Source organism: Streptomyces sp. CA-294286 (assembly GCF_050947155.1).
Lineage (GTDB): Bacteria > Actinomycetota > Actinomycetes > Streptomycetales > Streptomycetaceae > Streptomyces.
Map to the genome: position 1 here is coordinate 4,706,365 of NZ_CP192005.1, position 23,952 is coordinate 4,730,316.

Annotated in this window: 23 protein-coding genes and 1 riboswitch; of the genes, 11 read left to right on the forward strand and 12 right to left on the reverse strand. The window is 73.1% G+C overall.

Annotation, left to right across the window (positions count from 1 at the left end):
- Positions 1–414 precede the first annotated feature (414 nt).
- The 3 genes from ACQPZG_RS25510 to thiO all read right to left on the reverse strand — a co-directional run bounded on the left by ACQPZG_RS25510 (position 415) and on the right by thiO (position 2,605).
- Entirely contained in the window at positions 415–1,209 is a 795-nt protein-coding gene (locus tag ACQPZG_RS25510; protein WP_433548049.1) for a thiazole synthase, read from the reverse strand.
- 5 nt (positions 1,210–1,214) lie between these two features.
- Positions 1,215–1,415, reverse strand: coding sequence for a sulfur carrier protein ThiS (thiS, locus tag ACQPZG_RS25515; RefSeq protein WP_433548050.1), 201 nt, complete (start codon positions 1,413–1,415; stop codon positions 1,215–1,217).
- Positions 1,412–2,605, reverse strand: a complete 1,194-nt coding sequence (gene thiO, locus ACQPZG_RS25520) for a glycine oxidase ThiO (RefSeq protein WP_433548051.1) — start codon at positions 2,603–2,605, stop codon at positions 1,412–1,414. The genes thiS and thiO overlap by 4 nt, the downstream gene beginning before the upstream one ends.
- A riboswitch (TPP riboswitch) is annotated at positions 2,603–2,715 on the reverse strand. Its footprint overlaps the gene before it by 3 nt.
- Positions 2,716–2,766: 51 nt before the next feature.
- Here thiO and ACQPZG_RS25525 point away from each other — a divergent pair.
- The 6 genes from ACQPZG_RS25525 (at position 2,767) to ACQPZG_RS25550 (ending at position 7,670) form a co-directional block, all read left to right on the forward strand.
- Positions 2,767–3,123, forward strand: a complete 357-nt coding sequence (locus tag ACQPZG_RS25525) for a hypothetical protein (RefSeq protein ID WP_433548052.1) — start codon at positions 2,767–2,769, stop codon at positions 3,121–3,123.
- A 67-nt stretch (positions 3,124–3,190) separates the two neighbouring features.
- Entirely contained in the window at positions 3,191–4,360 is a 1,170-nt protein-coding gene (locus ACQPZG_RS25530) for an NAD(P)/FAD-dependent oxidoreductase (protein ID WP_433549546.1), read from the forward strand.
- Positions 4,361–4,437: 77 nt separating this feature from the next.
- Positions 4,438–4,803: an Rv2175c family DNA-binding protein gene (locus tag ACQPZG_RS25535; protein WP_185025755.1), complete on the forward strand. Its 366-nt coding sequence runs from the start codon at positions 4,438–4,440 to the stop codon at positions 4,801–4,803.
- A gap of 117 nt (positions 4,804–4,920) precedes the next feature.
- A complete protein-coding gene (thiE, locus tag ACQPZG_RS25540) occupies positions 4,921–5,571 on the forward strand; it encodes a thiamine phosphate synthase (RefSeq protein WP_433549547.1) in 651 nt (216 codons plus the stop codon).
- Positions 5,572–5,788: 217 nt separating this feature from the next.
- On the forward strand, positions 5,789–6,724 hold the full coding sequence (gene metF / locus ACQPZG_RS25545) for a methylenetetrahydrofolate reductase [NAD(P)H] (RefSeq protein WP_433548053.1): 936 nt from the start codon (positions 5,789–5,791) through the stop codon (positions 6,722–6,724).
- 70 nt (positions 6,725–6,794) lie between these two features.
- Positions 6,795–7,670 (forward strand): hypothetical protein, encoded by an 876-nt coding sequence (locus tag ACQPZG_RS25550; RefSeq protein WP_433548054.1) that lies wholly within the window; start codon positions 6,795–6,797, stop codon positions 7,668–7,670.
- Between the two features lie 93 nt (positions 7,671–7,763).
- On the opposite strand, the gene ACQPZG_RS25555 is transcribed toward ACQPZG_RS25550, so the two are convergent.
- The 5 genes from ACQPZG_RS25555 to ACQPZG_RS25575 all read right to left on the reverse strand — a co-directional run bounded on the left by ACQPZG_RS25555 (position 7,764) and on the right by ACQPZG_RS25575 (position 13,899).
- Positions 7,764–9,302: a phytoene desaturase family protein gene (locus ACQPZG_RS25555; RefSeq protein ID WP_433548055.1), complete on the reverse strand. Its 1,539-nt coding sequence runs from the start codon at positions 9,300–9,302 to the stop codon at positions 7,764–7,766.
- Positions 9,303–9,333: 31 nt separating this feature from the next.
- Positions 9,334–9,948 (reverse strand): DUF4126 domain-containing protein, encoded by a 615-nt coding sequence (locus ACQPZG_RS25560; RefSeq protein ID WP_433548056.1) that lies wholly within the window; start codon positions 9,946–9,948, stop codon positions 9,334–9,336.
- A 318-nt stretch (positions 9,949–10,266) separates the two neighbouring features.
- Positions 10,267–10,881: a TetR/AcrR family transcriptional regulator gene (locus tag ACQPZG_RS25565; RefSeq protein ID WP_433548057.1), complete on the reverse strand. Its 615-nt coding sequence runs from the start codon at positions 10,879–10,881 to the stop codon at positions 10,267–10,269.
- 53 nt (positions 10,882–10,934) lie between these two features.
- Positions 10,935–13,046, reverse strand: a complete 2,112-nt coding sequence (locus tag ACQPZG_RS25570) for a YhgE/Pip family protein (RefSeq protein WP_433548058.1) — start codon at positions 13,044–13,046, stop codon at positions 10,935–10,937.
- Positions 13,018–13,899 carry an ATP-binding cassette domain-containing protein gene (locus ACQPZG_RS25575; protein ID WP_433548059.1) on the reverse strand — a complete coding sequence of 294 codons (882 nt, stop codon included), beginning with the start codon at positions 13,897–13,899 and terminating at the stop codon, positions 13,018–13,020. The genes ACQPZG_RS25570 and ACQPZG_RS25575 overlap by 29 nt, the downstream gene beginning before the upstream one ends.
- A 164-nt stretch (positions 13,900–14,063) precedes the next feature.
- Between ACQPZG_RS25575 and ACQPZG_RS25580 the strand changes: the two genes are divergently transcribed.
- From ACQPZG_RS25580 to ACQPZG_RS25590, 3 genes are all read left to right on the forward strand, one after another.
- Entirely contained in the window at positions 14,064–14,552 is a 489-nt protein-coding gene (locus ACQPZG_RS25580; RefSeq protein WP_185025740.1) for an SAV_6107 family HEPN domain-containing protein, read from the forward strand.
- A gap of 58 nt (positions 14,553–14,610) precedes the next feature.
- Positions 14,611–15,453 carry a methyltransferase gene (locus ACQPZG_RS25585; protein ID WP_433548060.1) on the forward strand — a complete coding sequence of 281 codons (843 nt, stop codon included), beginning with the start codon at positions 14,611–14,613 and terminating at the stop codon, positions 15,451–15,453.
- 375 nt (positions 15,454–15,828) lie between these two features.
- A complete protein-coding gene (locus ACQPZG_RS25590) occupies positions 15,829–16,227 on the forward strand; it encodes a DUF3040 domain-containing protein (RefSeq protein WP_433548061.1) in 399 nt (132 codons plus the stop codon).
- A gap of 226 nt (positions 16,228–16,453) precedes the next feature.
- On the opposite strand, the gene ACQPZG_RS25595 is transcribed toward ACQPZG_RS25590, so the two are convergent.
- From ACQPZG_RS25595 to ACQPZG_RS25610, 4 genes are all read right to left on the reverse strand, one after another.
- On the reverse strand, positions 16,454–18,865 hold the full coding sequence (locus ACQPZG_RS25595) for a transglutaminase TgpA family protein (protein ID WP_433548062.1): 2,412 nt from the start codon (positions 18,863–18,865) through the stop codon (positions 16,454–16,456).
- A 100-nt stretch (positions 18,866–18,965) separates the two neighbouring features.
- Positions 18,966–20,354, reverse strand: a complete 1,389-nt coding sequence (locus ACQPZG_RS25600) for a DUF58 domain-containing protein (protein WP_433548063.1) — start codon at positions 20,352–20,354, stop codon at positions 18,966–18,968.
- Positions 20,354–21,370: an AAA family ATPase gene (locus ACQPZG_RS25605; RefSeq protein ID WP_433548064.1), complete on the reverse strand. Its 1,017-nt coding sequence runs from the start codon at positions 21,368–21,370 to the stop codon at positions 20,354–20,356. Before ACQPZG_RS25605 ends, ACQPZG_RS25600 begins: the two co-directional genes overlap by 1 nt.
- A gap of 202 nt (positions 21,371–21,572) precedes the next feature.
- Positions 21,573–22,106 (reverse strand): beta-class carbonic anhydrase, encoded by a 534-nt coding sequence (locus ACQPZG_RS25610; RefSeq protein WP_433548065.1) that lies wholly within the window; start codon positions 22,104–22,106, stop codon positions 21,573–21,575.
- 302 nt (positions 22,107–22,408) lie between these two features.
- Here ACQPZG_RS25610 and rsmH point away from each other — a divergent pair, with 302 nt between their 5' ends.
- Together rsmH and ACQPZG_RS25620 are read left to right on the forward strand one after the other, a co-directional pair.
- The gene (rsmH, locus tag ACQPZG_RS25615) at positions 22,409–23,368 is read left to right on the forward strand and encodes a 16S rRNA (cytosine(1402)-N(4))-methyltransferase RsmH (RefSeq protein WP_433548066.1); all 960 of its coding nucleotides are present in this window, start codon (positions 22,409–22,411) and stop codon (positions 23,366–23,368) included.
- A complete protein-coding gene (locus tag ACQPZG_RS25620) occupies positions 23,365–23,949 on the forward strand; it encodes an FtsB family cell division protein (protein ID WP_433548067.1) in 585 nt (194 codons plus the stop codon). Before rsmH ends, ACQPZG_RS25620 begins: the two co-directional genes overlap by 4 nt.
- The last annotated feature ends 3 nt before the right edge of the window (positions 23,950–23,952 follow it).

The window sequence follows — 23,952 nt, forward strand, 5'->3', positions numbered from 1 at the left end:
CCGGCGGACCGGCCGGGGATGCCTGCCCCGCCCCCGGACTGAAGCCGACCTGTAACAGGGCCTCCGCCCCCAACCCCCCGCTTGGGCGCCGCCGCCCTCCCGCGCGCCCCTTCACACGACGGGACCTGCGCCCCGTCCCTACGTCAGCCGCCTTGGGCGGCGGGGCCGCCCCCGGGGGCGGAACGGGCGGGCAAGGGGGCGGCCCCCACGCGGAACGCGCACCCCCCTGTCCTACGCCCGCATCCCTCCGTACCCCGGCAGCCACCGTCTCCGGCCCGCAGCGGCCACCGTTCCCGGCCGCCTCCGTCCCCGGCCCCGAGCGGCCGCCGTTCCCGGCCGCCACCGCGCGCCCGCCGTCTCCGGCCGTCACCGGCCCCGGCCGTCACCGCCCCCGCGCGCCCCCTCCCCGCCCCCTCAGAACGCCGGCCGCTCCGGATCCAGCCTCGCCCGGCCCTCTCCCGGCGACGAAGCCTCCGCGAAGTGCCGCCGCGGGATCCGTCCCGCCCGGTACGCCAACCGCCCCGCCTCGACCCCGTGCCGCATCGCCTCCGCCATCAGCACCGGTTCCTGGGCCCGCGTCACCGCCGACGCGAGCATCACCCCGGCGCAGCCCAGCTCCATCGCCAGCACCGCGTCGGACGCGGTGCCCGCTCCCGCGTCGAGGATCACCGGCACCCCCGCCCGCTCCACGATCAGCTCGAAGTTGTGCGGGTTGCGGATGCCGAGCCCGGAGCCGATGGGCGAGCCGAGCGGCATGACGGCCGCGCACCCCACGTCCTCCAGCTTCCGCGCGAGCACCGGGTCGTCGTTGGTGTACGGCAGCACGGTGAAGCCGTCGTCGACCAGCACCTCCGCCGCGTCGAGGAGCTCCACCGGGTCGGGCAGCAGGGTCCGCTCGTCGGCGATGACCTCCAGCTTCACCCAGTCGGTGCCCAGCGCCTCCCGTGCCAGTCGTGCGGTGAGCACCGCCTCGCCCGCCGTGTAGCACCCGGCGGTGTTCGGCAGGACACGGATGCCGAGCCGTTCCAGCACGGACAGCACCGAGCCCTGCACGGAGGGGTCGAGCCGCCGCATGGCCACCGTCGTCAGTTCGGTGCCGGAGGCGATCAGCGAGCGTTCCAGCACGTCCAGGCTGGGCGCACCGCCCGTACCCATGATCAGCCGGGACGAGAAGGAGACGCCGCCCAGTTCGAAGAGGTCGTCGGCCATGGTGTTCAGCCTCCCTGGACTGCGGTGAGTACTTCGACGCGGTCGCCGTCGCCGAGGGCGGTGTCCGCCCAGCGGCCTCGCGGCACCACTGTCTCGTTGAGCGCCGCGGCCACGCCCGCGTGCGCGCGCGTGAGGGTCGCGACGAGGTCGCCGAGGGTCGTACCGGGGGACAGCGCGCGCGGCTCGCCGTTCACGGACACGTTCATACGAGCTGCTCCTGTCGTGCGGAGGGGGCGGGGGGCGGAGGCACGGCGGGGAAGCGGCGCGGGGTGAACGGCCGTGCCTCCTCCGGCAGCTCGCCGGTCGTCAGCACCGTCGCCAGCGCGTCCCCGGTGACGGGGGTGAGCAGTACTCCGTTGCGGTAGTGGCCGGTGGCGAGCAGCAGCCCCGGCAGAGCGGTCGGACCGAGCAGCGGGGCGTTGTCGGGGGAGGCGGGGCGCAGCCCGGCCCGGGTCTCGGTGAGGGGCAGCTCGGTGATGCCGGGCACCAGCTCGTGCGCGTCGCGCAGCAGCTCGTACACGCCGCCCGCCGTGACCGTGGTGTCCCAGCCCAGCTCCTCGGTGGTGGCGCCGACGACCAGTTCGCCGTTCTCCCGGGGCACCAGGTAGACGTGGCTGCCGCGCACCACCGCGCGCACGGTGCGGTTCAGGAACGGCGCGTACGCGCGGGGCACCGTCAGCCGCAGCACCTGTCCCTTCACCGGACGCACCGGCACCAGGACCTCCGGGGGCACTCCCGCCAGCCGTCCGCTGAGCGATCCGGCCGCCAGTACCACCTGGTCGGCGACCACCCGCGTGCCGTCCGCCAGCAGCGCGCCCGCCGCCCGCTCCCGTACGACGGACAGCCGCTCGGCGGTCGCCCGGTACAGGATCACCCCGGCCCGCTCGCAGGCGGCCAGGAGGGCCGCTGCCAGCCGCCTCGGGTCGATCTGGTGGTCGCCGTCCACCCGCAGCCCGCCGCGCACCCCCGGTGCGAGCATCGGTTCCAGACGGCGGCAGTCGCGTCCGCTCAGCCACTCGGAGGTGAGCCCCGACTGCCTTTGCAGGGCGTGCAGTTCGCGCAGGTGGGCCCGGTCGTCGGCGTCCAGGGCCACGGCCAGGGTGCCGCACGCGCGGTAACCGGTGTCCAGCCCACCGGCCTCCTCCAGTTCCGCGACGAACTCCGGATAGCGGCGCGCGGACGCCAGGTTGAGGCCGAGCAGAGTCTGCTCGCCGTAGTGGAGTTCGGTGACGGCGGCCAGCATGCCCGCCGCCACCTGTGCGGCGCCGCCGCCCGGATCGGGGTCGGCGAGCGCGGTGCGCAGGCCCCGTTGTGCGGCCCGCCAGGCCGTCACGAGGCCGATGATCCCGCCGCCGATCACCAGAACGTCGTACGGGCGTTGCTCAGAGGAATGCATGGGCGTCCAGCCCCTCCCTTCGCCGGCATGACCCGGATCAGGTTCGTACGGTCGGAGGCCCGGTCAGCCTCCCTCTCAGCCCGGTCGGCCGGGCTCCCGTGAGTGCTTGTACGGTGACCAGACTAGACGTTTGCCCCAACGGCCCGTAAGGGAGCGCCCCCGTGCCCCGCTCGCTCGACGGACTCGTCCTCGCCCCGGTCGCCGATCAGGACCCCGGTCAGGTCGGCAGCCGCACCCGCTTCGCCTACCACGAACAGGACGGCCGGATCTGGGCCGAGTACGCGGGCGGCGACATCGTGCGGGGACACCTCGTCGGCACCCGGGAGGGCGACCGGCTCGACTTCAGGTACGTACAGCTGACGTCGGACGGCACCACGTCGTCCGGACACTGTCTGTCCGCGGTCACCCTGCGGCCGGACGGTCGCGTTCGGCTGGAGGAGAGCTGGGCATGGGAATCCCAGGAGGGCAGCGGCACGAGCGTGGTCGAGGAGACGGCGGACGGGGAAGCATGTTCCTGACGCCGTGTCAGATGCATAAGGTGGCCGGGTGAGCGAGCAGAAACGAATCGTCGTCGTCGGCGCGGGAATGGCCGGGGTGCAGACCGCCGTGGCCCTGCGGGAGCAGGGCTTCCGGGGCCACCTCGTGCTGATCGGCTCCGAGCCGCATCCCCCGTACGACCGGCCCCCGCTGTCCAAGGCGGTGCTCCTGGGCAAGGCCGAGGGCTCCGCCTTCGACGTCGACTTCGAGGCGCTCGGCGTCGACCTGCGGCTGGGCACCGAGGCCGTCGGGGTGCGACCCGACGACCACGAGATCGACACCCCGACCGGGCCGCTGCGGTACGACGCCCTGGTGCTGGCCACCGGTGCGGACCCCGTGACCCTGCCGGGGACCGTCGGCGCCCCCGGCGTCCACCTGCTGCGCACGCTGGACGACGCGCACCGGCTGCGCCCGGTGCTGGACGCGCAGAGCGACGTGGTGGTGGTCGGCGCGGGCTGGATCGGCGCCGAGTTCACCACCGCCGCCCGCGAGGCGGGCTGCCGGGTCACCGTCGTGGAGGCCGCCGACCGGCCGCTCGCCGGGACGATGCCCGCCGAGATCGCCGGGCCCATGGCCGCCTGGTACGCCGAGGGCGGCGCGGAACTCCTCACGCACGCGCGCGTGGCCGCGGTGGAGCCCGGCGCGGTGCTGCTCGCCGACGGACGCCGTATCCCCGCTCGGGCCGTCGTCGTCGGCATCGGCGCCAGAGCCGCGACGGACTGGCTGGAGGGCTCCGGCATCGCACGGGGCCCGGACGGCTCCGTCACCGCCGACGCGCACCTGCGCACGTTCGCGCCCGACGTGTACGCCGTCGGGGACTGCGCCTCCTTCCCGTCCCGGCGCTACGGTCGCCGACTCCTCGTCCACCATTGGGACAACGCCCTCCAGGGCCCCCGCGCGGTCGCCGCGAACATCCTGGGCGGCACGCCACTGGTCTACGATCCCGTGCCGTACTTCTGGTCCGAGCAGTTCGGCCGCTTCGTGCAGTACATCGGCCACCACGCGGACGCCGACGCGATGATCTGGCGCGGCGACGCGACCAGCCCCTCCTGGTCGGTGTGCTGGCTGCGTGACGGGGCCCTCGTGGCGCTGCTCGCGGTGGGCCGCGCGCGCGACCTGGCGCAGGGGCGCAAGCTGGTCGAGGCCGGGGCCGTGCTCGACCCGGCGCTGGCCGCCGATCCCTCCGTACCGCTGAAGACGGCGGTCCGGCAGCGCTAGTAGCGGAGCCGTCGGGCCAGGGGCCCCTCCGGCGGTCCCGGGTGCCGACTGTCGGTCCTGGATGGCAGGCTTGTCCTGTGACCGAGATTGACGCAAAGACCGATGCCCTCGTACCTGCCTGGCTCTACCTCCCCGACATCGCGGAGATGCTCGACCTGGAGGTGACGAAGGTGCGCCAGCTGGTGAAGGACGGCCAGCTGATCGCGGTGCGACGCGGTGAGAACCGCGCGCTCCAGGTGCCCGCCGCCTTCATCGACGGCGACAAGATCGTCAAGGGCCTGCCCGGACTCCTGACGGTCCTGAAGGACGACGGCTTCTCCGACGAGGAGATGCTGGAGTGGCTCTTCACCGCCGACCCGACCCTGCCCGGCACCCCCGCCGAGGCCCTGAGCGAGAATCGCGGCACGGAGGTGAAGCGCCGCGCTCAGGCGCTGGCCCTCTGACAGAAGCCGATCGGGGCGTGCCCACGGTCCCGGCCCACCCCGGGGCCGTGCGCACGCCCGCCAGGCGGGAGCCCCTACGGGCGCCCGCGGAACGGGGGACACCGCACCATGCCCACGCTGCCCGCGCCTCGCGCCCAGCTCGCCGACGCCCGGCTCTACCTCTGCACGGACGCCCGCAAGGCGCAGGGAGACCTCCCCGCGTTCCTCGACGCCGTCCTGTCCCACGGTGTCGACATCGTCCAGCTCCGTGACAAGGGCATGGAGGCGGGCGAGGAGCTGGAGCACCTGGCCGTCTTCGCCGACGCCTGCCGCCGGCACGGCAAGCTGCTCGCCGTGAACGACCGCGCCGACGTGGCGCACGCTGTGGGCAGCGACGTGCTGCACCTGGGCCAGGGCGACCTGCCGGTGCCCGCCGCCCGCGCGATCCTCGGCCAGGACGTCGTGGTCGGCCGCTCCACGCACGCCGAGTCCGAGGTCGACGCCGCCGTCGCCGAGAGCGGCGTGGACTACTTCTGCACCGGTCCGTGCTGGCCCACCCCCACCAAGCCCGGCCGCTACGCCCCCGGCCTGGACCTCGTCCGGTACGCGGCCTCGCTCCGCCAGGACCGCCCCTGGTTCGCCATCGGCGGCATCGACGCGGGCAACCTCGACGAGGTGCTGGCGGCGGGCGCTCGCCGGGTCGTGGTCGTCCGGGCCCTCACCGAGGCCGCGGACCCGGCCGCCGCGACCGCCGAACTCGCCGGGCGCATCAGGTCGTACGGCGACTAGGCGCAGCCGGGGACCCGGTCGGGGCCCACCGGGCAGGCGTGTCGGGGAAAGTCGGAAGCCCTCGACGCGGCCGGAAGCCCTCGACCGATGCCGTTCGGCCGAAGTCCCCGCGCGCGTGACCGAAAAACTGTCCGAAGGATGGACAAGAATCCGACATAACAGATCTTTGGTGCCGGTTCGGTTGGGGCTCCGCCATGCCCCTGGCTAACCTCTCCGCATGGCCCTTGGCACAGCTTCCACCAGAACAGACCGCGCCCTTACGGTGCGTGAGCTTCTGGAGACCGGAAAGACGTCGTTCTCCTTCGAATTCTCGGCCCGCAGGACCGCGAAGGGCGAGCAGAACCTCTGGAACGCCCTGCGCCGGGTCGAGGCGGTGGCCCCCAGCTTCGTGTCCGTGACGTACGGAGCGGGCGGCTCCACCCGCGAAGGCACCGTCAAGGCCACCCAGAAGATCGCCTCCGACTCCACCCTCACGCCCGTCGCGCACCTGACCGCCGTGGACCACTCGGTCGCCCAGCTGCGCAACATGATCGGGCAGTTCGCCAATGCCGGAATCCGGAACATCCTCGCGGTGCGCGGCGACCCGCCCGGCGACCCGATGGGCGAATGGGTCCGCCACCCCGAGGGTGTGACGTACGCCTCGGAACTCGTCCGGCTCATCAAGGAGTCCGGTGACTTCTGCGTCGGGGTCGCCGCGTTCCCGGAGATGCACCCGCGCTCGGAGAGCTGGGATTCCGACATCCGGTACTTCGTGGAGAAGTGCCGGGCCGGCGCCGACTACGCCATCACGCAGATGTTCTTCGATCCCGAGAGCTACCTGCGGATGAGGGACCGCGTCCAGGCGGCGGGCTGCGACACCCCCATCATTCCCGAGGTGATGCCGGTCACGCTGGTCAAACAGCTGGACAGGCTTCCGCAGCTCAGCAACGCGCATTTTCCCGATGCCGTGAGAGAACGGATGCTCGCGGTCCAGGACGATCCGGCCGCTGTACGCTCCATTGGCATCGAGTTCGCCACGGAGTTCTGCGCGACGCTGCTCGCCGAAGGTGTACCGGGAATGCACTTCATCACGCTCAACAACTCGACGGCGACCCTCGAAATCTACGAGAATCTCGGACTGCACGACCAGTCGTCACGGCCGACGCAGTCGTAACAGTCACCACAGCGGTACTCGCGCCGCCGTGCCCATCAGGGGCCGGCGGCCGGCAGGAGGAGGGGCGTACATGGGCTGGACGGTCCTCTACATCGCATTCGGCGTGGTCGCGTTGTGGCTGCTCGGCGAAGTGCTGTTGCAGTACAAGGCGCGACTGCGCTGGCGCGTGCTCGCCTTCGCGGGCTTCGCCGTCGTCGTGGTCGGCGTGCTGCTGGCGTCGGTCCCCCTGATCGCGGCGGGCGCCGCCGCCTTCGCCGTCGGCCAGACCTACGTCACCCTCTCCTTCCGCCGCGGCTTCTCGACGGGCTGGGCGATCGGCGGCAACCCCGGTGCCAGCAAGCGCCGCCGGGGCACGTCCGGCGAGTCCACCGGGGCGCAGCCCACGCTCCAGGTCTCGGACCTTGAGTACGGGGCGCAGCCCGAGCCGGCCGCGGACGACTTCGACGCGGCACACGGCTACCCCGCCCACGGGCAGCCGGAGCAGCAGACCGCGGTCCACGAGGCGCAGCCGATGCCCGACGACACGGGCGGGTACGGGGTCTACGACGCCTCGGCGCCCTACGCCGCGGCGTCCGCCGCATCGCAGCCGCAGGGCTTCGACGACTTCGGCGGCGGCTCCTACCCCACGTACGACCAGGGCGGTGCCCTCCAGGACGCCGGTTCCTACGGCACGTACGACACGGGGCAGCAGCAGTACGCCGCCTACTCCGACCCGTACATCGGTACCCAGTCCTACGGCGGCGGCGACTACGACCCGTACGGCGCCCAGCAGCCCTACAGCGGCGGCCCCTACGGCGACGCGTACGCGACCGAGACGCCACCCGGCGGGGTGTGGGTGCCGCAGCAGCGCGACGGGGAGCAGCCGTTCGTCCCGGAGGCCCCCCAGCAGCCCGCCGGCCACCCCTACGGGTACGACACCGGAGCGAACGGCCAGTACCGCTACTGAGCCCGCGCACGACGAGGCAGTGAGACGGCCGGGGTTCCCGGGAGGCCCGCGGGCCTCCCGGGAACCCCGGCCGCTCGCGTGCGCGACCGCGCCCTACCTCGACCCGCGGAAGCCGTCCCCCTCCACGATCAGCCCCGCCACCAGGGCGCCCGACATCCCGGCGTGCGCGAGCCCGCCGCCCGGATGGGCCCAGCCCCCCGCCGCGTACAGCCCCGGCAGGGCGGTGGTGTTGGACGGCGCCAGGAAACGGCCGTCGCGACCGGCCAGGGCGGGCGGCGGCACCGCCCCGCCGGCCGCCCCCGTGACGGCGGCCGTGTCCGCGGGCGTACGGACCTCGCGCCACAGGATCCGCTCGGCGAGCCCCGGAACCGCGACGGCGGCGGCGGCCACCATCCGGTCCGCCCAGAGAGCGGCCAGACCCGGCGTGCTCCAGTCGTAGGCCGGGTGCACCGGGGCGGCGGCGGTGAGCACCACCGCCTCGTGCCCGTCGTCGGGGCGCAGGGCCGGATCGTCCGGCCGGGACACGAACACGGTGGGGGAGAGGTCGTCGCCGACGGACTCCACCAGACCCAGCTCGTCGAAGACCTCCCGGAGCTCGAAGTCCCGGTGGACGGGGTGCACCACGCTCCGGTGCGCCGCGCCCGCCTCCCGGGCCCCTTCGAGTGCCAGCAGGACCTGCACCCGGCCCGCCGCCACCCGCTCGGGCGTGCGTGCGGGGGCGTCCCGGTCGCCGTACACGCCGCGCCCGTCCCGGAGCGCCGCCAGCCGCGCCGGAGGCACCGCCGCGACGACGGAGTCCGCCTCGACGACGGTCCCGTCCGCCAGCTCCACGCCTGCCGCCCGGCCGTCCTTCTCCACGACGGCCATGACCTCCGTCCCGAAGACGAACTCCACGCGCCGCGCCAGGCACCGCTCGTACAGCGCCCGCGCCAGCTCGCGGGTGCCCCCGGCGACATACCAGCTCCCGAACGTCTGCTCCAGGTACGGCAGGACGGCGGCGGAGGCGGGCGCGTCGCGCGGGTCCAGCCCGTACGCCAGGGCGTAGCCCTCCAGCAGGGCGACCAGCCGCGGATCGGCCAGCTCCCACGCGGCGACCTCCGACGTCGTGGCCGCCTGCCGGTCGCGGCGCAGCAGCCGCTTGTGCCGCAGCGCGGGGTAGGGGTCGCGGCCCAGCACCTGCCAGTCGGCGCGCAGCGGCTCTTCGAGGAGTGGCCGGCGGGTGCGGTCCCAGGCGTCCCGGGCCCGGGTCATGAAGGCGTCCCAGCGCTCGCCCGCACCGGCTCCCAGCGCGTCGTCCAGGGCCGAGACGACGCCCCCGCGGGAGGCGTTGGGCAGCGAGAGGGCCGTGCCGTCGGGGAAGAAGTGCCGGCTCGCGGGGTCCACCTGCGTCAGCTCGACGCAGCTCTCCAGGGGCTCCTTGCCCGTCTTGACGAACACGTCCCGGTACACGGCCGGCAGGTGCAGCAGGTCCGGGCCCGTGTCGAAGGCGAAGCCGTCCCGCTCGAAGCGGCCCGCGGAACCGCCGTAGGTCCCGCCCCTTTCGTACACCGTCACCCGGCGGCCCGCGACGGCCAGCCGGGCAGCGGTCGCCAGTGCGCCGAGTCCGGCGCCGATCACCACAGTCCGTGCCATGCCAGTGACTTTAACGGCCGCCACCGACAACTCAGCCGGGAGGCCGCGCACCCGGCCCGGCCAGGCGTTTCTCCTCGCGCCGCTGTGCCCTGCGCCGCCGGAACCGCCGGATCCGGCTCGCCAGGAACAGCAGTACGACCAGCCCCGCCAGAAGCAGGACGGCGGCGACGACCGCCGCCGCGACCGGATGGAACATGGCGAAGGTGATGACCCCGGCGACGCCCAGATCCTCCGCGGTGCTCACCGCGATGTTGCTGAAGGGCTCCGGCGAGGTGTTGACCGCCATCCGCGTGCCCGCCTTGACCAGATGGCTGATCAGGGCGGTGGAGCCGCCGACCGCGCCCGCGGCGAGCTCCGGCAGCGACCCGCTCTGCCCGGCGAGCAGTGCGCCGACGACCGCACCGGCGATCGGACGGATCACCGTGTGGACGCTGTCCCACAGCGAGTCCAGGTACGGGATCTTGTCGTTGACCGCCTCGCAGAGGAAGAGGATCCCGGCGACCACCAGGACGTCCGTGCGCTGAAGGGCGGCGGGCACTTCGTCGGTCAGTCCGGTGGCGCCGAAGATGCCGAGGAGCAGGACCACCGCGTAGGCGTTGATCCCGCTGGCCCAGCCGCTGGTGAAGACGAGGGGGAGTACGGACACGGACGCGATCGTAGCCAGAAGCCGCCTCTCGGCGCAGGACCCCGGACATCCCGCAGGGCGGGGCCCCGCAGCTGGCGGGGACCGGAACGGCGCCGGCCGGGTGAGGCTCGATCCCCCCGAGCCTCACCCGGCCGGCGCGCCGTCCCCGTACCCCGTTCGGCAGGGGTGCCGCGCCGCTTCCGCCGCCCCGTGTCGGCGGTCTCGGCGCGAGCGCCCCCTCCGTGCCTCCCACTCTGTCGTCCGCGCAGGTGGGAGCCCATCCGCGCACCTACTCATCTCCCGTACTAGGTACGGATACTCAGAGCTGGGCCCGCCGACTCAGCCGTGGGCGCCGCCCACCCGCCCGTGCAGCAGCCGCGACAGCGCGGAGTGCACGTCGTCCAGCGAGCGCTCGCTCTGGAACGCCTGCCAGTCCAGCGCAGCCACCAGCACCATCCCGACCAGTGCCGCGGCGGTCAGCTTGATGTCGATCTCCCGGCTCAGCTCGCCGTTCGCGACGCCCTGGGAGAGGACCGTCTCGACCACGGCCACGGCCTGCTGACGCACCACCAGGAGGGTGGACTGCCACGCCCGGTTCGTCCGCCACAGTTCGGCGACGTACAGCTGCGTGAAGGCCGGGTACCGGTCGATGAACTCAAGGCCGGCCCGGATCATCGCGTCGAGCGACTCCACCTTGCTGCCGCCCCGCGCGTCGGTGGCGTCGGCCGCCTCCTGGAGGGAGGCGGTGAGCAGTCCGACGCCGTACCGCAGCAGCTCTTCGAAGAGCTCGCTCTTGCTCTTGAAGTTGTAGTACACCGTGCCCTTGGCGACGCCCGCCCGGTCGGCGATCTCCTCCACGGTGGTGGAGGAGAAGCCCTTCTCGGCGATGAGCGTCACCGCCGCCTCGTAGAGCTTCTGCCGGGTGTTGCGGCGACGCGTGCTGGTGCTGTCCATGGCGACGATTCTTTCAGCCCCCGGGGTGTTCTCCGGGCTCACCGGCCGCGCGCTCACAGGCTCAGGTCCGGATGCAGGCGGTCCAGCGTCCACACCTGCTTGCGCCGGGCGGAGACCGCGGTGAGGGCGAGTGCGCCGGCGGTGAAGGCGGCCAGCACGAGGCTGCCCGTCCACACCGGCTCCAGTCCGCCGCCCGAGATCAGCCTGCGCAGCCCCTCGACGACGTACGTCATGGGAAGGAACGGGTGGATCGCGTTGAAGAACGTCGGAGAGGTCTGGACCGGATACGTGCCGCCCGCCGACGTCAGCTGAAGCATCAGCACGGCGAGCACCAGGATGCGTCCGGCCGCCCCGAACCGGGCGTTGAGCCACTGCACGATCGACGCGAAGCAGCACGTCACCAGGACGAGGAAGCCCAGGGTGCCGGCGGTGCGGGTCATCTCCAGGCCCAGGCCCCAGTGCAGTACGGACATCAGCGCGGCCACCTGGAGCACGCCCAGCGCGACGACCGGCAGCCAGCCCGCGAAGGCGGTCCGCCACGCGGACGCACCCGCGGCGAGAGCGCGCCGGTTGAGCGGCTGGATCAGCATGTACGCCACCATCGCACCCACCCACAGGGACAGCGGGATGAAGTACGGGGCGAACCCGGTGCCGTAGTTGGGGGCCTTGTGCAGGGACTGCGACGCGAGCTTGACGGGATCGGCCATCACCTCGGTGCGCTGGTCGCGGGAGTCCTTGTCGTAGTCGGGGATCCTGCCCACGCCGTCGTGCAGTTTGCCCGCGAGCTTTCCGCTGCCGTCGGCGAGCTTGAACAGGCCGCCGTCCAGGTTGTGCGCACCGGTCTTCAGCTTGCCGACGCCCTGGTCGAGGTCGGTGGCGCCGGTACGGGCGGAGGCGAGGCCGGTGTGCAGCTTGGCGGCGCCCTGGGAGACCTTCTGGGCACCCGAGTTGAGGGCGTTCACCTCCGCGACGGCGGTTTTGAGGTCCTCGTCCAGGTGCGGCGCGCCCCGGACGAGCTTCTGCGACTTGGTCTGGATGTCCTTGAGACGCGTGTCCAGGAGCGTCAGGTCACTGTTGCTGTCCTTGACCATCGCGTTGACGTCCGCGGACACCGTCGCCGTCTCCTCGGCGGCCGTGACGGCCTTCTTGAGCCCGGGGCAGACCCTGGCCCTGGCCGCGGTCTGCGCCTCGTCGTCGGCCGCGGGGGCCTGCTCGCAGAGTTCCCTGTACGCGGTGGCCAGTTCGTTCGCCGCCCTGCGCGAGCCCTGCGCGGCGACGGGAGCACCCTTGACCAGGCTCTCCAAGTGGTTCCTGGCCACCTTCGAGGTGTCCGCGACCAACTGTGCGGAGTGCGCGATCGAGGAGCCGTCGTCCTTCAGGTACGGGCGGACCTGCCCGGCGACCCGGTTGACCTTGCCGGCCAGTTCCTTGGTGCCGTCGGCGACCCGCTTGGCGCCGACGGCGAGGTCGCCCGCGCCCTTGTCGAGCTTCTTGATGCCGCCCGACAGGTTCCCGCTGCCCTTCTTCGCGTCGTTGAGACCGTTGGCGAGGTCCTGCGAGCCCTTCTTCGCCTTTCCGATGCCGCCGTCGAGGTCCTGGGCGCCCTGGGCGGCCTTCTCGGTGGCGGCGTGGATGTCGGAGAACGAGATGAAGATCTTGTCGAGGAATCCGCGCGAGGCGTTCGTGGAGGCCGCCGTGCGCACCTCGGAGAACACCGAACGGGAGATCTGCCCGACGATGTAGTTGTTGGAGTCGTTGGTGTGCACCTGGAGCGCGCCGGTCTCCGGGGAGTCGCCGGAGCTGGAGGCGATCCGCTCGCTGAAGTCGGAGGGCATGGTCAGCGACAGGTAGTAGCTCCCGTTCTCGACCCCGCTCTTGGCGTCCTCGGCAGTCACCTCCTGCCAGTCGAAGACCTTGCTGTCCAGCAGTTTCTTGGTGATCTCGTCGCCGGCGGCGATCTTCTTGCCCTCGGCGGTCGCCCCCTTGTCGTCGTTGACGAGCGCCACGGGAATCCTGTCGAGCCGCCCGTACGGGTCCCAGAAGGACCACAGGTACAGGGCTCCGTACAGCAGTGGCAGCAGCAGCAGTGCGACGAGAGCGGCGCGCGGCAGCTTTCCCCTGCCGAACCGCCTCAGCTCAAGAGCGGCCAGTTTCGGCGAGCGCATCGGCCGCCCCCTCCTCGGTCGTGCCTTCATCGGTCGTGTCCGCGGTGCTGTCCATCGGGTCCACGGCTTCTGCCGATTTCGCGAACGTCACGGATTCGGCGGGCGCTGCGGACTCCCCGTCCTTCGTCGCGTTCCGTACGCAGAGCCGCAGGGCGTCCTGGGGCGGCTCGCTGCACACCGCCAGGACGGTCGTGCCGCAAGCGGCCACCGACCGCAACAGCTCCCACGCGTGCTCGCGCTCCGCGTCGGACAGCTTGAGGTCCGCGTCGTCCACGGCGAGCAGTCGGGGCGAGCCCATCAGCGCGAGGCCCACGGACAGCCGCAGCGCCTCCAGCCGTTCCAGGTCCCGTACGGAGGTCCGCGCGCCCTTGGGCAACGACTCCAGGTCGAGACCGGCGGACTCCATGGCGGCGTCGATCCGGGCCCTGGCGGCGGCGCGTCGCCTGGCGGGCCGCTGGAACAGCGCACGCAGCCCGCCGTCGAGCCGGCTCTGCAGCAGGGCGCGTTCGCGCAGGTGCTCGGCAACCGTGAAGGCCGGGTCGAGCTCGTTGACCCCGGTCACGGGGCCCAGAGCGCTGACGCGGCGCACGGCCGCCATCTTCTTCGGCAGCCGCAGGCCGCCCACTTCGGCATGCCCCTCGGTGGCGCGCATGCGTCCGGTGAGCGCCAGCAACAGGCAGGTGCGGCCGGAGCCGGACACCCCCTCGATCGCGACGAACGATCCGGCGGGCGCGGCGAAGTCCACTCCGCGGAACGCCCAGCCGCGCGGGCCCTTCAAGCCGAAGTCCACTGCGCTCACCGCGGCTCCGTCGGCCCCGATCTTCTCCGCTGTCCCGGTGTGCGGGCTCTTCACGCACCCTCCCCCTCGACGAACTCTTTTGAACTGACCGGTCAGTTCAAAAGTATCGCGTGCCTCGCGCCGCGCAAAAGCCCAGCTCAGGCCGGATTGTCAGTGGTGTCCCTCACAGTGGACACATACGGCCACAGCGCCGTTACCCGACGATCAGGAGGTTCGTCATGACTCGCGCTGGTGTCCATGCAGATGTCCACCCGGTGGTGCGCCGCGCCTCGGCGCCGCCCGCCGCCCTCGACCTCCTCGCCCAGGCCCGCCACGGCCTGGAGGAGGCAGCAGTCACCGAGGCCCCCAACGAGCGGTACGCCACCGCCCACTTGGCCGCACTGCGCACCGCCGCCGCGGTCCTCGCCGCCAGGGGCCGCCCCGAAGCCACCCCGCGCCGCAGGCAGCGCATACGCAGCGCCTGGGAGGTGCTGCCCGAAACGGCGCCCGAACTGACCGAGTGGAGCGCCCTGTTCGCCTCCGGCGCCGACCGCAGGGCCCGTGCCGAGGCGGGCATACGAGGTGCGGCCAGCGCGCGGGACGCCGACGACCTGATGCGGGACGCCGCGATGTTCCTGCGTCTGGTGGAGCGGATGCTCGTACTCCAGCCGGTGCTGCCGCGCGCCCGGGAGGAGGAGCCCGGCCCCGGGCCCGCACGGGCGGGGTGAACCCGGGCAGGCGGGGTGACCTGGGCGGGGGCCCCGGGCCATTAGGCTGGACGCTGCCTTGTCCGCGGACCCACGGAGCCCATCCGAGGGGCCCGCCCGCACCGTTCACCGAGGAGTCAATGCCGTGTCGGACTCGATGCGCCCCCGCGCCTCCCTCCGTACCGCCGTGGTCTGGGAGGTCCTCAAGGACGCTCTCGACCAGCGCGCGAAGGAGACCGGCCGCGACGCCCTGGACGTCCTCGACACCGGAGGCGGCACCGGCAACTTCGCGGTGCCCGTCGCCAAGCTCGGCCACCGTCTCACCGTCGTCGACCCCAGCCCCAACGCCCTCTTCGCGCTGGAACGCCGGGCCGCCGAGGCCGGGGTCGCCGACCGCGTCCGCGGTGTGCAGGGCGATGCGCTGGGGCTGTTCGACGTGGTCGAGCGCGGCGGGTACGACGCCGTGCTCTGCCACGGCGTCCTGGAGTACGTCGACGACCCCGCCGAAGGTCTGCACAACGTGGTCGCCGCCCTCCGCCCGGCCGGCACCCTCAGCCTGCTCGCCGCCGGGAGCGGCGGCGCGGTCCTCGCCCGCGCCCTGGCCGGACACTTCAACGAGGCCCGCGCCGCGCTCACCGACCCGGCGGGCCGCTGGGGCGAGGGCGACCCGGTGCCCCGCCGCTTCACCGCCGAGCAGCTCCGCGAGCTCGCCGACGGCGCGGGCGTCGACGTCGGCGCGGTGCACGGCGTCAGGGTCTTCGCCGACCTGGTCCCTGGCGCCCTGGTCGACACCGAGCCCGGCGCGATGGAGGCACTCCTGAAGCTGGAGGCCGCCGCCGCCGAACTCGACGCGTTCCAGGCGGTCGCCACCCAACTGCACGTACTGGGCGAGAAGCGGGCGGAGGCACGGGCGTCGCGCTAGCGCCGCTCGTCCCCCGCACCCCTGCCCCACCCGCCTCCCAGCCGCCCCAGCAGTCACCCGGCACGTCCGGAGCAATGCCCTCCGGGTTCCCTCCGGAAGCCCGCCGGGGCGGCTGATCAGGGACGGGAGCGGGCATGAGGGAAGCACGGAGTCCGTCACAGGCCCCCCGATCAGCCTCCGGGCCCCGTATGATCGGGGGACACCGTCGGCATGACGGGTCGGCCGTTGGGGAATGCACGCTTCAACAGCCAAGCCGGCACGGCGGCCCGGATTGGCGAATTGGCGTAGAGGGCGGGTTTCACCGGGGCGATTCCCTGCCTATTCTGAAAGGGCCGCATCCGGTCGCCCCCCGCGACCGACGAGTAGGAGGACTCCGTGCCGCTCTCGGAGCACGAGCAGCGAATGCTCGAGCAGATGGAGCGAGCGCTGTACGCCGAAGATCCCAAATTCGCGACAGCGCTTGAGGGAAGCGGGCTGCGTACGTACACCCGGCGACGGGTCTACCAAGCGGTCGCAGGCTTCCTTGTGGGTATCGCGCTCCTCATGGCCGGAATGGTCGCCCAGATGATCTGGGTGAGCGTGGTCGGCTTCCTTGTCATGCTCGGTTGTGCCGTACTCGCGGTCACCGGTTGGCGCAAGGCACCCAAGCCGGGCGAGCAACCGGTAGCCGGAGCCGCAGCGCCCGAAGGCCAACGACAGACCAGGCAGCGCCGTTCGGTGATGAACCGGATAGAGCAACGCTGGCAGCGCCGCCGGGACGAACAGGGCGGCTGACACCCGGACCTTACGGGTGGAGCGCACACCGGGACACCCGGTGGACATGCTGGACGAGGACGTGTGAGGGGCGGCCACCTTCGGGTGGCCGCCCCTCCCGCATCTCGGCCGCCCTTCCCGCATGCCCGCAGCGCACGGGTGGCGGGCATATGCCCGGGGGCACGAGGTCGTCGCACGCCCCCGCAGCCCCGCGCCGGGGCTCTCACCCCGGCGCCCGGCAGGACCCTCACCCCCGCTGGCGGGCCGTCCGCCGCAGCAGCGCCGCGGTCCACTTGTTCCACCGGCGGCTCCAGGCCGCGGACGACGCCGACAGTCGGGCCGACACCGCCCAGGCCACCCGCGCGGCCGAGCGCGGCAGGAACGTCGCCCGCAGCCGGGCCCGCCTGCCCGCCCCGGCCCGCAGCCCGGCCCGTACCCGGTGCACGTCGTCCACCAGGCCGCTGGTCGGCCGTGGCTGCGGCGCGTACAGCACCTGCTCCACCGCGCCGGCCGCCCGGTGCACCGCCTCGGCCGGCCGGCCGTCCAGCGCGCCCAGCCGGACGATCCGCGCGGCCGTCCTGCGAGGTGTCTGCGACTCGTCGGGCGCGATGCCCAGGTCCCACGCGGAATCGGTGATCTCCCGCCAGGCCGCCAGGGTCCTGGCCGCCGCGTCCCTCGGGCTGCGCCCGCCCGAGCCCAGCCGCCGTGCCCGCACCCGGGTCCGCCACAGCAGCGGCAGCAGCGGCAGCAGCACAGCCGCCGCGACGCCCAGCGCGATGCCCGCGACCGTGCCCGTCGGCAGGCCGGTGTCGGTCGGGCCGACCGGGGCCGCCTGGTCGTCCCGGCCGCACTCGCCCATCCGGCGCTCCGCGGCCGGGCAGGTGTCCGCGGGGTCCGGGGCGGAACTGGGCTCGCCTGCCGTCCCCGGGGACGGCCGCGACGGGTCGCTGGGATCGGCCGCCGGGACGTCCTCACGCGTGTACTCGGGCGCGGTGCCCCGCGTGGGGGTCGGTTCGAACCGGGTCCAGCCGAGCCCCTCGAAGTACAGCTCCGGCCAGGCGTGCGCGTCCCTCAGGCCGACCGACATCGTGTCGCCCGCCTTGGCCGTGCCCGGGGTGAAGCCCACCGCGACCCGCGCCGGGATCTTCAGCGTCCGCGCCATCGCCGCCATCGAGAAGGCGAAGTGGATGCAGAAGCCCTCCTTCCGTTCCAGGAAGCGGACGATGGCCGTCGTCCCGGTACCCGACTGCACCTGGGTGTCGTACGAGAAGCCGCCCTCGGAGGCGAACCAGTTCTGGAGGGCACGGGCCCGCTCGTAGTCGTTCGTGGCGCCCCTGGTGACCTGGCGGGCCGTCCGCTCGACCACCGGCGGAAGCGACTCGGGGACCCGCGTGTACTCCCTGCGCACGTCGGCCGGCGGGGGCGGAGCCGCAGCGAGCTGCTCCTTCGTCGGCTGCACGGCCAGACTGCGGACGTTGTACTCCACCCCGCTGGTGGTCTGTCCCTGGTCCCCGACCAGGGTGCGGCCCTCCGGTTCGAAGCGCCAGCGCTTGCCGACGTTGACCTGCGTCGCGGGGAAGGGCAGGGGCAGCCATATCTGCGCGTACGAGTCGGCGGCCCGGATGTTCGTGCTGACCTCGGTCGTGGGAACGTCCTGGCCCAGCCCCGCGGGGCGGGGGAACGGATCGGGCACGTCCCTGACCTTGCGCTCGGACGACTTCCACGCCGTGCCGTCGAACTGGTCGAGCGCGACGAGCCGCAGATACATGTCCTGGGTCTGCTGTGCCGTCGTGCGGTAGCGCAGGACCTCCCGGTCGACCGGCTGGTTCAGGCTGTCCTGGAGGGAGACGACGGGGTTCACCGCGGAGATGGTGCCGCCCCCTCCGCTGCCGCGCCCGGGGCCGCCGCCGCCGATCAGCCCCCCGTCCAGCGCGGGGAGCACGGCGGGCACCGCGAGGGCGATGCCCAGGGTGAGAATGCCGATGCGCCGTCCCGTACGGAGCGGGGCGAGCGGCGAACCGCTGCCGGGCTCCAGCCCTCCGGTGCTCTGCTGCCGCGGTCCGGCCCCGCTGAACACCCGGCCCCACTGCGAGATCCGGTCCCTGCCCTCGGCCAGGAGCAGCAGCAGGTACCCGGAAGCCGCCAGCAGGAACCACATCCAACTGGCATCGCCCCCGGAGAGCCCGGCGCCCACCGAGTACAGGGCGAGCAGCGGCAGTCCGGCCGGGGCCGCGCTGCGGAACGTGACCGCGAGCGCGTCCACCGCGAGGCCGATGACGAGCACCCCGCCCACCAGCATGAGCCGGATGCCCTCGGAGGCCGGGGCCGGGATCGCGTACCGGTTGACGTCCGCGGCACCCGAGGTCAGCAGCCGTCCGAACTCCCCGACCGCGTCGGGCCCCGGCAGCACCCCGAGGACCGCGTGGCTCCCGGCGAACAGCAGCGTCAGCAACCCAGTGGACACCACGAGTTGCACCGCGACGGTCAGGGTCCTGGCCAGCGGTACCCGCCGTGCCAGGGCCCCCACCGCCGCCTGCACGGCGACCAGCAGCGCCGCCTGAAGGAACCAGTCGGCCTCCGTGACCAGCGGAACCATCGCGCCGGACGCCATCAGGGTGGCGGCCAGCGCGCACCACGTCATCCGCGCCTGCCCGCTCATGACGTCCCTCCGCCCGCGACGGGCCGGCTCCCGGCGGCCGGCCCCCTGCCGAGGGGGCGGGTCCGCGCGAACGGGCTGGTGTCTTTGGCCGGTGCCTCGTTCACGACCAGCCTCCCGAGATCCCCGACATCCCCGATGTTCCCGTCTTCGTGCTTCCGGTGTCGGCGCCGCCGTTGCGCTGCGCCTCGGCCTGCCGCCACAGGTCCGGCAGGGACGCGCCCGGCCCCACCGGGACGGCCGTCCAGCCCGCGCCGCGCAGCAGCCGCAACCGCTCCTCGGCCTGCTCGCGCACTGCCTCGGCCGGGGCCTGCTCGGCGGTCCACAGCGCACTGTCCGCGACGAAGGCGACGGCCCCGCCGCTGCGCTGCCGCATCCGGGCGGCCACGGCCGCCTGCGCGTCGTCCAGGTCGCCGAAGAAGGCGATCAGCAGACCTTCGTTGCCGCCCCGCAGGACGTCGTACGCGGGGGAGAGCCCGCCGCCCCCGGAGTGCCCGACGACCGCGAGCGTGTCCATCATCAGCCCGGCCGAGTCGGCCGCCTCCTGTGTGGAACCGGTGAACCCGCCTCCGCCGTCGCCCGGCACGGAAGTGCCCGTGTCCGTCAACAGGCGTACGGAAAAACCACGTTCGAGCATGTGCACCAGCGCGGACGCCGCCCCGGACACCGCCCACTCGAAGGCCGAGTCGGGGCCCGCGCCCGCGTACGCGTCCCGCCGGGTGTCCAGCAGCACCGTGCAGCGGGCCCGCTGCGGCTGCTCCTCGCGGCGCACCATCAGTTCCCCGTAACGGGCGGTGGAACGCCAGTGCACGCGGCGCAGGTCGTCGCCGTGCCGGTAGCCGCGCGGAATGATGTCGTCCTCGCCCGCCAGCGCGAGCGACCGCAGCCGCCCGTCGCCGTATCCGTTGGCCTCGCCGCTCAGTCGCACCGGCGGCAGGGCCACCACCCGGGGGATCACCGTCAGCGTGTCGTACGCGCTGAAGGACCGGCTGAGCTCGCACATCCCGAAGGGGTCGGTCAGCCGCAGTTGCAGAGGTCCCAGCGGATACCGGCCGCGCAGGTCGGAGCGCACCCGGTACGACACCTCGCGCCGGCCGCCCGCCTCCACCTTGTCCAGTATGAAGCGGGGGCGCGGCCCCAGCACGTACGGCACCCGGTCCTGGAGCATCAGGAGCCCGGTCGGCAGCCGCGACACGTTGTCCATCCGCAGGTTCACCCGCGCCTCGGACCCCGCGGGCACCCGTGCGGGCGTCAGGCTGCGGCTGCCCGCGACCCGGTAGCGGGTGCGGTAGAGCACCAGCACGCACATCAGCGGCAGCACCGCCAGGAGCAGCCCCACCCGGAGCAGGTCGCCCTGGCCGAGTACGTACGCGCAGCCGGCCGCGGCGAGGCCGGCCGCCAGGAAGGACCGGCCGCGCGTGGTCAGGCCGGACAGCACCGCCCGCCCCCCGCTCTTCTCCCCGGGTCCGGCCTCGGTCCCCGCGGCCGGCATCACAGCGGCCGAACGCCGGGCAAGCCGTGGTACGGCGGACCGGTCACCGGGCCGCTGGTCGGCACCGGGGTCCGCTGGAGGATCTCGGTGACGACCTGCTCGGCCGTGCGCCGGTTCAGCTGGGCCTGCGCGGTCGGCAGCAGCCGGTGCGCGAGCACCGCCACCGCCAGGGCCTGTACGTCGTCGGGCAGCGCGTAGTCCCGGCCGCTGAGCGCGGCGGAGGCCTTCGCCGCCCGCAGCAGGTGCAGGGTGGCCCGGGGGGAGGCGCCCAGACGCAGGTCGGGGTGGGTGCGGGTGGCGCCGACCAGTTCGACCGCGTAGCGCCGTACCGCCTCCGCCACGTGCACGGTGCGCACCGCGTCGATCAGCTTCACGATGTCGTGCGCGTGCGCCACCGGCTGGAGGTCGTCCAGCGGCGAGACGCCGCCGTGCACGTCCAGCATCTGCAACTCCGCCTCGGGGGAGGGGTAGCCGATGGAGACGCGCGCCATGAAGCGGTCGCGCTGAGCCTCCGGCAGCGGGTAGGTGCCCTCCATCTCCACCGGGTTCTGGGTGGCCACCACCATGAAGGGGTTGGGCAGCTCGTACGTCTGCCCGTCGATGGTCACCTGCCGCTCCTCCATGGACTCCAGGAGTGCGGACTGGGTCTTGGGCGAGGCGCGGTTGATCTCGTCGCCGATCACGATCTGTGCGAAGATCGCGCCCGGCTTGAACTCGAAGTCGCGCCGCTGCTGGTCGTAGATCGACACACCGGTGATGTCCGACGGCAGCAGGTCCGGTGTGAACTGGATGCGCCGCACCGAACAGTCGATGGATCTCGCCAGGGCCTTCGCCAGCATCGTCTTGCCGACGCCCGGCACGTCCTCGATGAGCAGATGCCCCTCGGCGAGGAGCACCGTCAGCGAAAGCCGTACGACCTCCGGCTTGCCCTCGATCACGGCCTCCACCGACGTGCGGACGCGCTCCGCCGTGGTGGTCAGATCCGTGAGGCTCGCTCGATCGTCATAGGTCGTCACCCGGCCCTCCTCGGCCCCTACGGGCCGGCGTCACGACGACGCGAGCGGCCCACACCTGAACACGGACAGTCCGGCCGGAGGGTTCCCGGCCGGATGTCACGTAGGCATTCTTGTTGGCGTGAGCGCTTCGTGTCACTCGCCTGTGGACAACTGAGTGCGAAATGCCGGGCTTGGGGCTTTTCTGTGCGCGATCAGGTGGTGATCAGACCGGATCGATCTCCCGCAGGAGACCCTTCGTGACGTCGAAGACGAAGCCGCGGACGTCATCGGTGTGCAGCAGGAACGGGGACGTGCGCACCCGCTGCATCGACTGCCGGACGTCCTGGTCCACGTCCCGGAACGCCTCGACGGCCCAGGACGGACGCTGGCCCACCTCGTCCTCCAGCTCGTGCCGGAAGTCCTCGGTCAGGGACTCCAGACCGCAGGTGGTGTGGTGGATGAGCAGGACGCTGCGGGTGCCGAGCGCCCGCTGGCTGATGGTGAGCGAGCGGATCACGTCATCGGTCACCACACCGCCCGCGTTGCGGATGGTGTGACAGTCGCCCAGTTCCAGACCGAGCGCGTCGTGCAGGTCGAGGCGGGCGTCCATGCAGGCGACCACGGCGACGCGCAGCACCGGGCGCGCGTCCATTCCCGGGTCCTCGAAGCCGGCGGCGTACCGCTCATTGGCGGCGACGAGCCGGTCGATGACGGACGGGTCGACGGAATCGTCGGAGAAGGATGCGGAAGTCGACATGGCTACGACGGTAATGGCCGTCCCGGCCCGCGGCCTGCCGGGAGCCGGGAAAATGATCGTCAACCGGACCTGCTGTGAGCTAACCCACAGGGCCTTCTCAAGGGGTGGATCGCCTTCCCTCTTCCGGGTGAGGACCCGGCCCCGGACCCGGCCGCCGGGAACGGCACGCGGCACGTCGGCCGTGAATTGACCGCGGGGACCCGTGGACTAAAGTGACGCGTTGTACGAAATCCAGCAGTTCCCCCCGCGCGCGGCGGTACGCGCAGACGATCGAGTCGCGCGCTCCTGTTTCGAGAGGGCGCATGAGCCAGACCCGACACGTCCCGGTGATGCTCCAGCGGTGCCTGGACATGCTGGCTCCGGCCATCTCCGAGCCCGGAGCGGTCGTCGTCGACTGCACCCTGGGGCTCGGCGGCCACAGTGAGGCCCTCCTCACGCAGTTCCCCGGAGTCCGCCTGATCGGCCTCGACCGGGACAAGGAGGCGCTGCGCCTCTCCGGCGAGCGCCTCGCCCCCTTCGGCGACCGGGCCACCCTGGTGCACGCGGTGTACGACGAACTGCCCGAGGTGCTGGAACGGCTCGCCACCCCGCGCGTGCACGGCGTCCTGTTCGACCTCGGGGTCTCCTCGATGCAGCTCGACGAGGCCGACCGCGGTTTCGCCTACGCCCAGGACGCCCCGCTCGACATGCGCATGGACCAGAGCGCCGGCGTGAGCGCCGCCGAGGTTCTCAACACCTACGCACCGGGCGAACTGGTCCGCATCCTGCGCCAGTACGGCGAGGAGAAGCAGGCCAAGCGGATCGTCTCGGCCGTCGTGCGCGAACGCGCCAGGGAGCCCTTCACCCACAGCGCCCGCCTGGTCGAGCTGATCCGCGACTCGTTGCCGCAGGCCGCCAAGCGCACCGGCGGCAACCCCGCCAAGCGCACCTTCCAGGCGCTGCGCATCGAGGTCAACGGCGAACTGGACAGCGTGGAGGCCGCCATCCCGGCGGCCGTGCGGGCCGTCCGCGTCGGCGGCCGGGTCGTGGTCATGTCGTACCAGTCCCTGGAGGACCGCATCGTGAAGCAGGTCTTCGCCGCGGGCGCGGCCAACACCGCGCCGCCGGGCCTGCCCGTGGTGCCCGAGCGCTACCAGCCGCGGCTGAAGCTGCTCACCCGCGGCGCCGAACTGCCCACCGAGGAAGAGGTCGCCGAGAACCGCCGGGCGGCGCCCGCCCGGCTGCGCGGCGCCCAGCGCATCCGGGAGGAAGAAACCGAGTGAGCGGACCGGCCAAGCAGTTGAGGGGGAGAGCCGCACGGCTCTCCCGGCTGTTGCCGTCGGGCCCCAACCAGGCGGCCCGCACGCCCTTCGTGCTGCTGGTCGTGGTGCTGCTCGGCGGCGGACTGATCTGTCTGCTCATGCTGAACTCGGCACTCAACGAGGGCTCGTTCAAGCTGAACGACCTCAAGAAGCAGACCACCGAACTCACCGACGAGGAGCAGCAGCTCCAGCGCGACGTCGACGACCGCTCGGCCCCCGGCGCCCTGGAGCGCAGGGCCCGCGAACTGGGCATGGTGCCCGGCGGCTCCCCGGTCTTCCTGGACCCCGACGGCAGGGTGCGGGGCACGCCGAGCGAGGCGCCCCCGCCGGAACCGGCCCCTGAACCCGTACGCCCGCAAGGGGCCCCGGCCGCCGCACAGGACGCCCTCCCGGCCCCGCCCGCCACGGCTCCCGCGGGCCCGCCCGCCACGCCGTCCCCGAACCCGCCCGCCACGAGCCCGCCGCCCGCCGAGCCGCCGGGGAACGCCCGCACCACCGCCCCGCCGCCCGCGCAGCAGCCCCCGACGACCTCCGGCAGGTGACGC

Excerpts from the sequence above, each read along its gene's own strand:
- ACQPZG_RS25510 (WP_433548049.1), bottom strand. The coding sequence starts at position 1,209 with ATGGCCGACGACCTCTTCGAACTGGGCGGCGTCTCCTTCTCGTCCCGG.
- thiS (WP_433548050.1), bottom strand. The coding sequence starts at position 1,415 with ATGAACGTGTCCGTGAACGGCGAGCCGCGCGCGCTGTCCCCCGGTACG.
- thiO (WP_433548051.1), bottom strand. The coding sequence starts at position 2,605 with ATGCATTCCTCTGAGCAACGCCCGTACGACGTTCTGGTGATCGGCGGC.
- ACQPZG_RS25530 (WP_433549546.1), top strand. The coding sequence starts at position 3,191 with ATGGCCGGGGTGCAGACCGCCGTGGCCCTGCGGGAGCAGGGCTTCCGG.
- metF (WP_433548053.1), top strand. The coding sequence starts at position 5,789 with ATGGCCCTTGGCACAGCTTCCACCAGAACAGACCGCGCCCTTACGGTG.
- ACQPZG_RS25550 (WP_433548054.1), top strand. The coding sequence starts at position 6,795 with ATGGGCTGGACGGTCCTCTACATCGCATTCGGCGTGGTCGCGTTGTGG.
- ACQPZG_RS25555 (WP_433548055.1), bottom strand. The coding sequence starts at position 9,302 with ATGGCACGGACTGTGGTGATCGGCGCCGGACTCGGCGCACTGGCGACC.
- ACQPZG_RS25565 (WP_433548057.1), bottom strand. The coding sequence starts at position 10,881 with ATGGACAGCACCAGCACGCGTCGCCGCAACACCCGGCAGAAGCTCTAC.
- ACQPZG_RS25570 (WP_433548058.1), bottom strand. The coding sequence starts at position 13,046 with ATGCGCTCGCCGAAACTGGCCGCTCTTGAGCTGAGGCGGTTCGGCAGG.
- ACQPZG_RS25580 (WP_185025740.1), top strand. The coding sequence starts at position 14,064 with ATGACTCGCGCTGGTGTCCATGCAGATGTCCACCCGGTGGTGCGCCGC.
- ACQPZG_RS25595 (WP_433548062.1), bottom strand. The coding sequence starts at position 18,865 with ATGAGCGGGCAGGCGCGGATGACGTGGTGCGCGCTGGCCGCCACCCTG.
- ACQPZG_RS25600 (WP_433548063.1), bottom strand. The coding sequence starts at position 20,354 with ATGCCGGCCGCGGGGACCGAGGCCGGACCCGGGGAGAAGAGCGGGGGG.
- ACQPZG_RS25610 (WP_433548065.1), bottom strand. The coding sequence starts at position 22,106 with ATGTCGACTTCCGCATCCTTCTCCGACGATTCCGTCGACCCGTCCGTC.
- rsmH (WP_433548066.1), top strand. The coding sequence starts at position 22,409 with ATGAGCCAGACCCGACACGTCCCGGTGATGCTCCAGCGGTGCCTGGAC.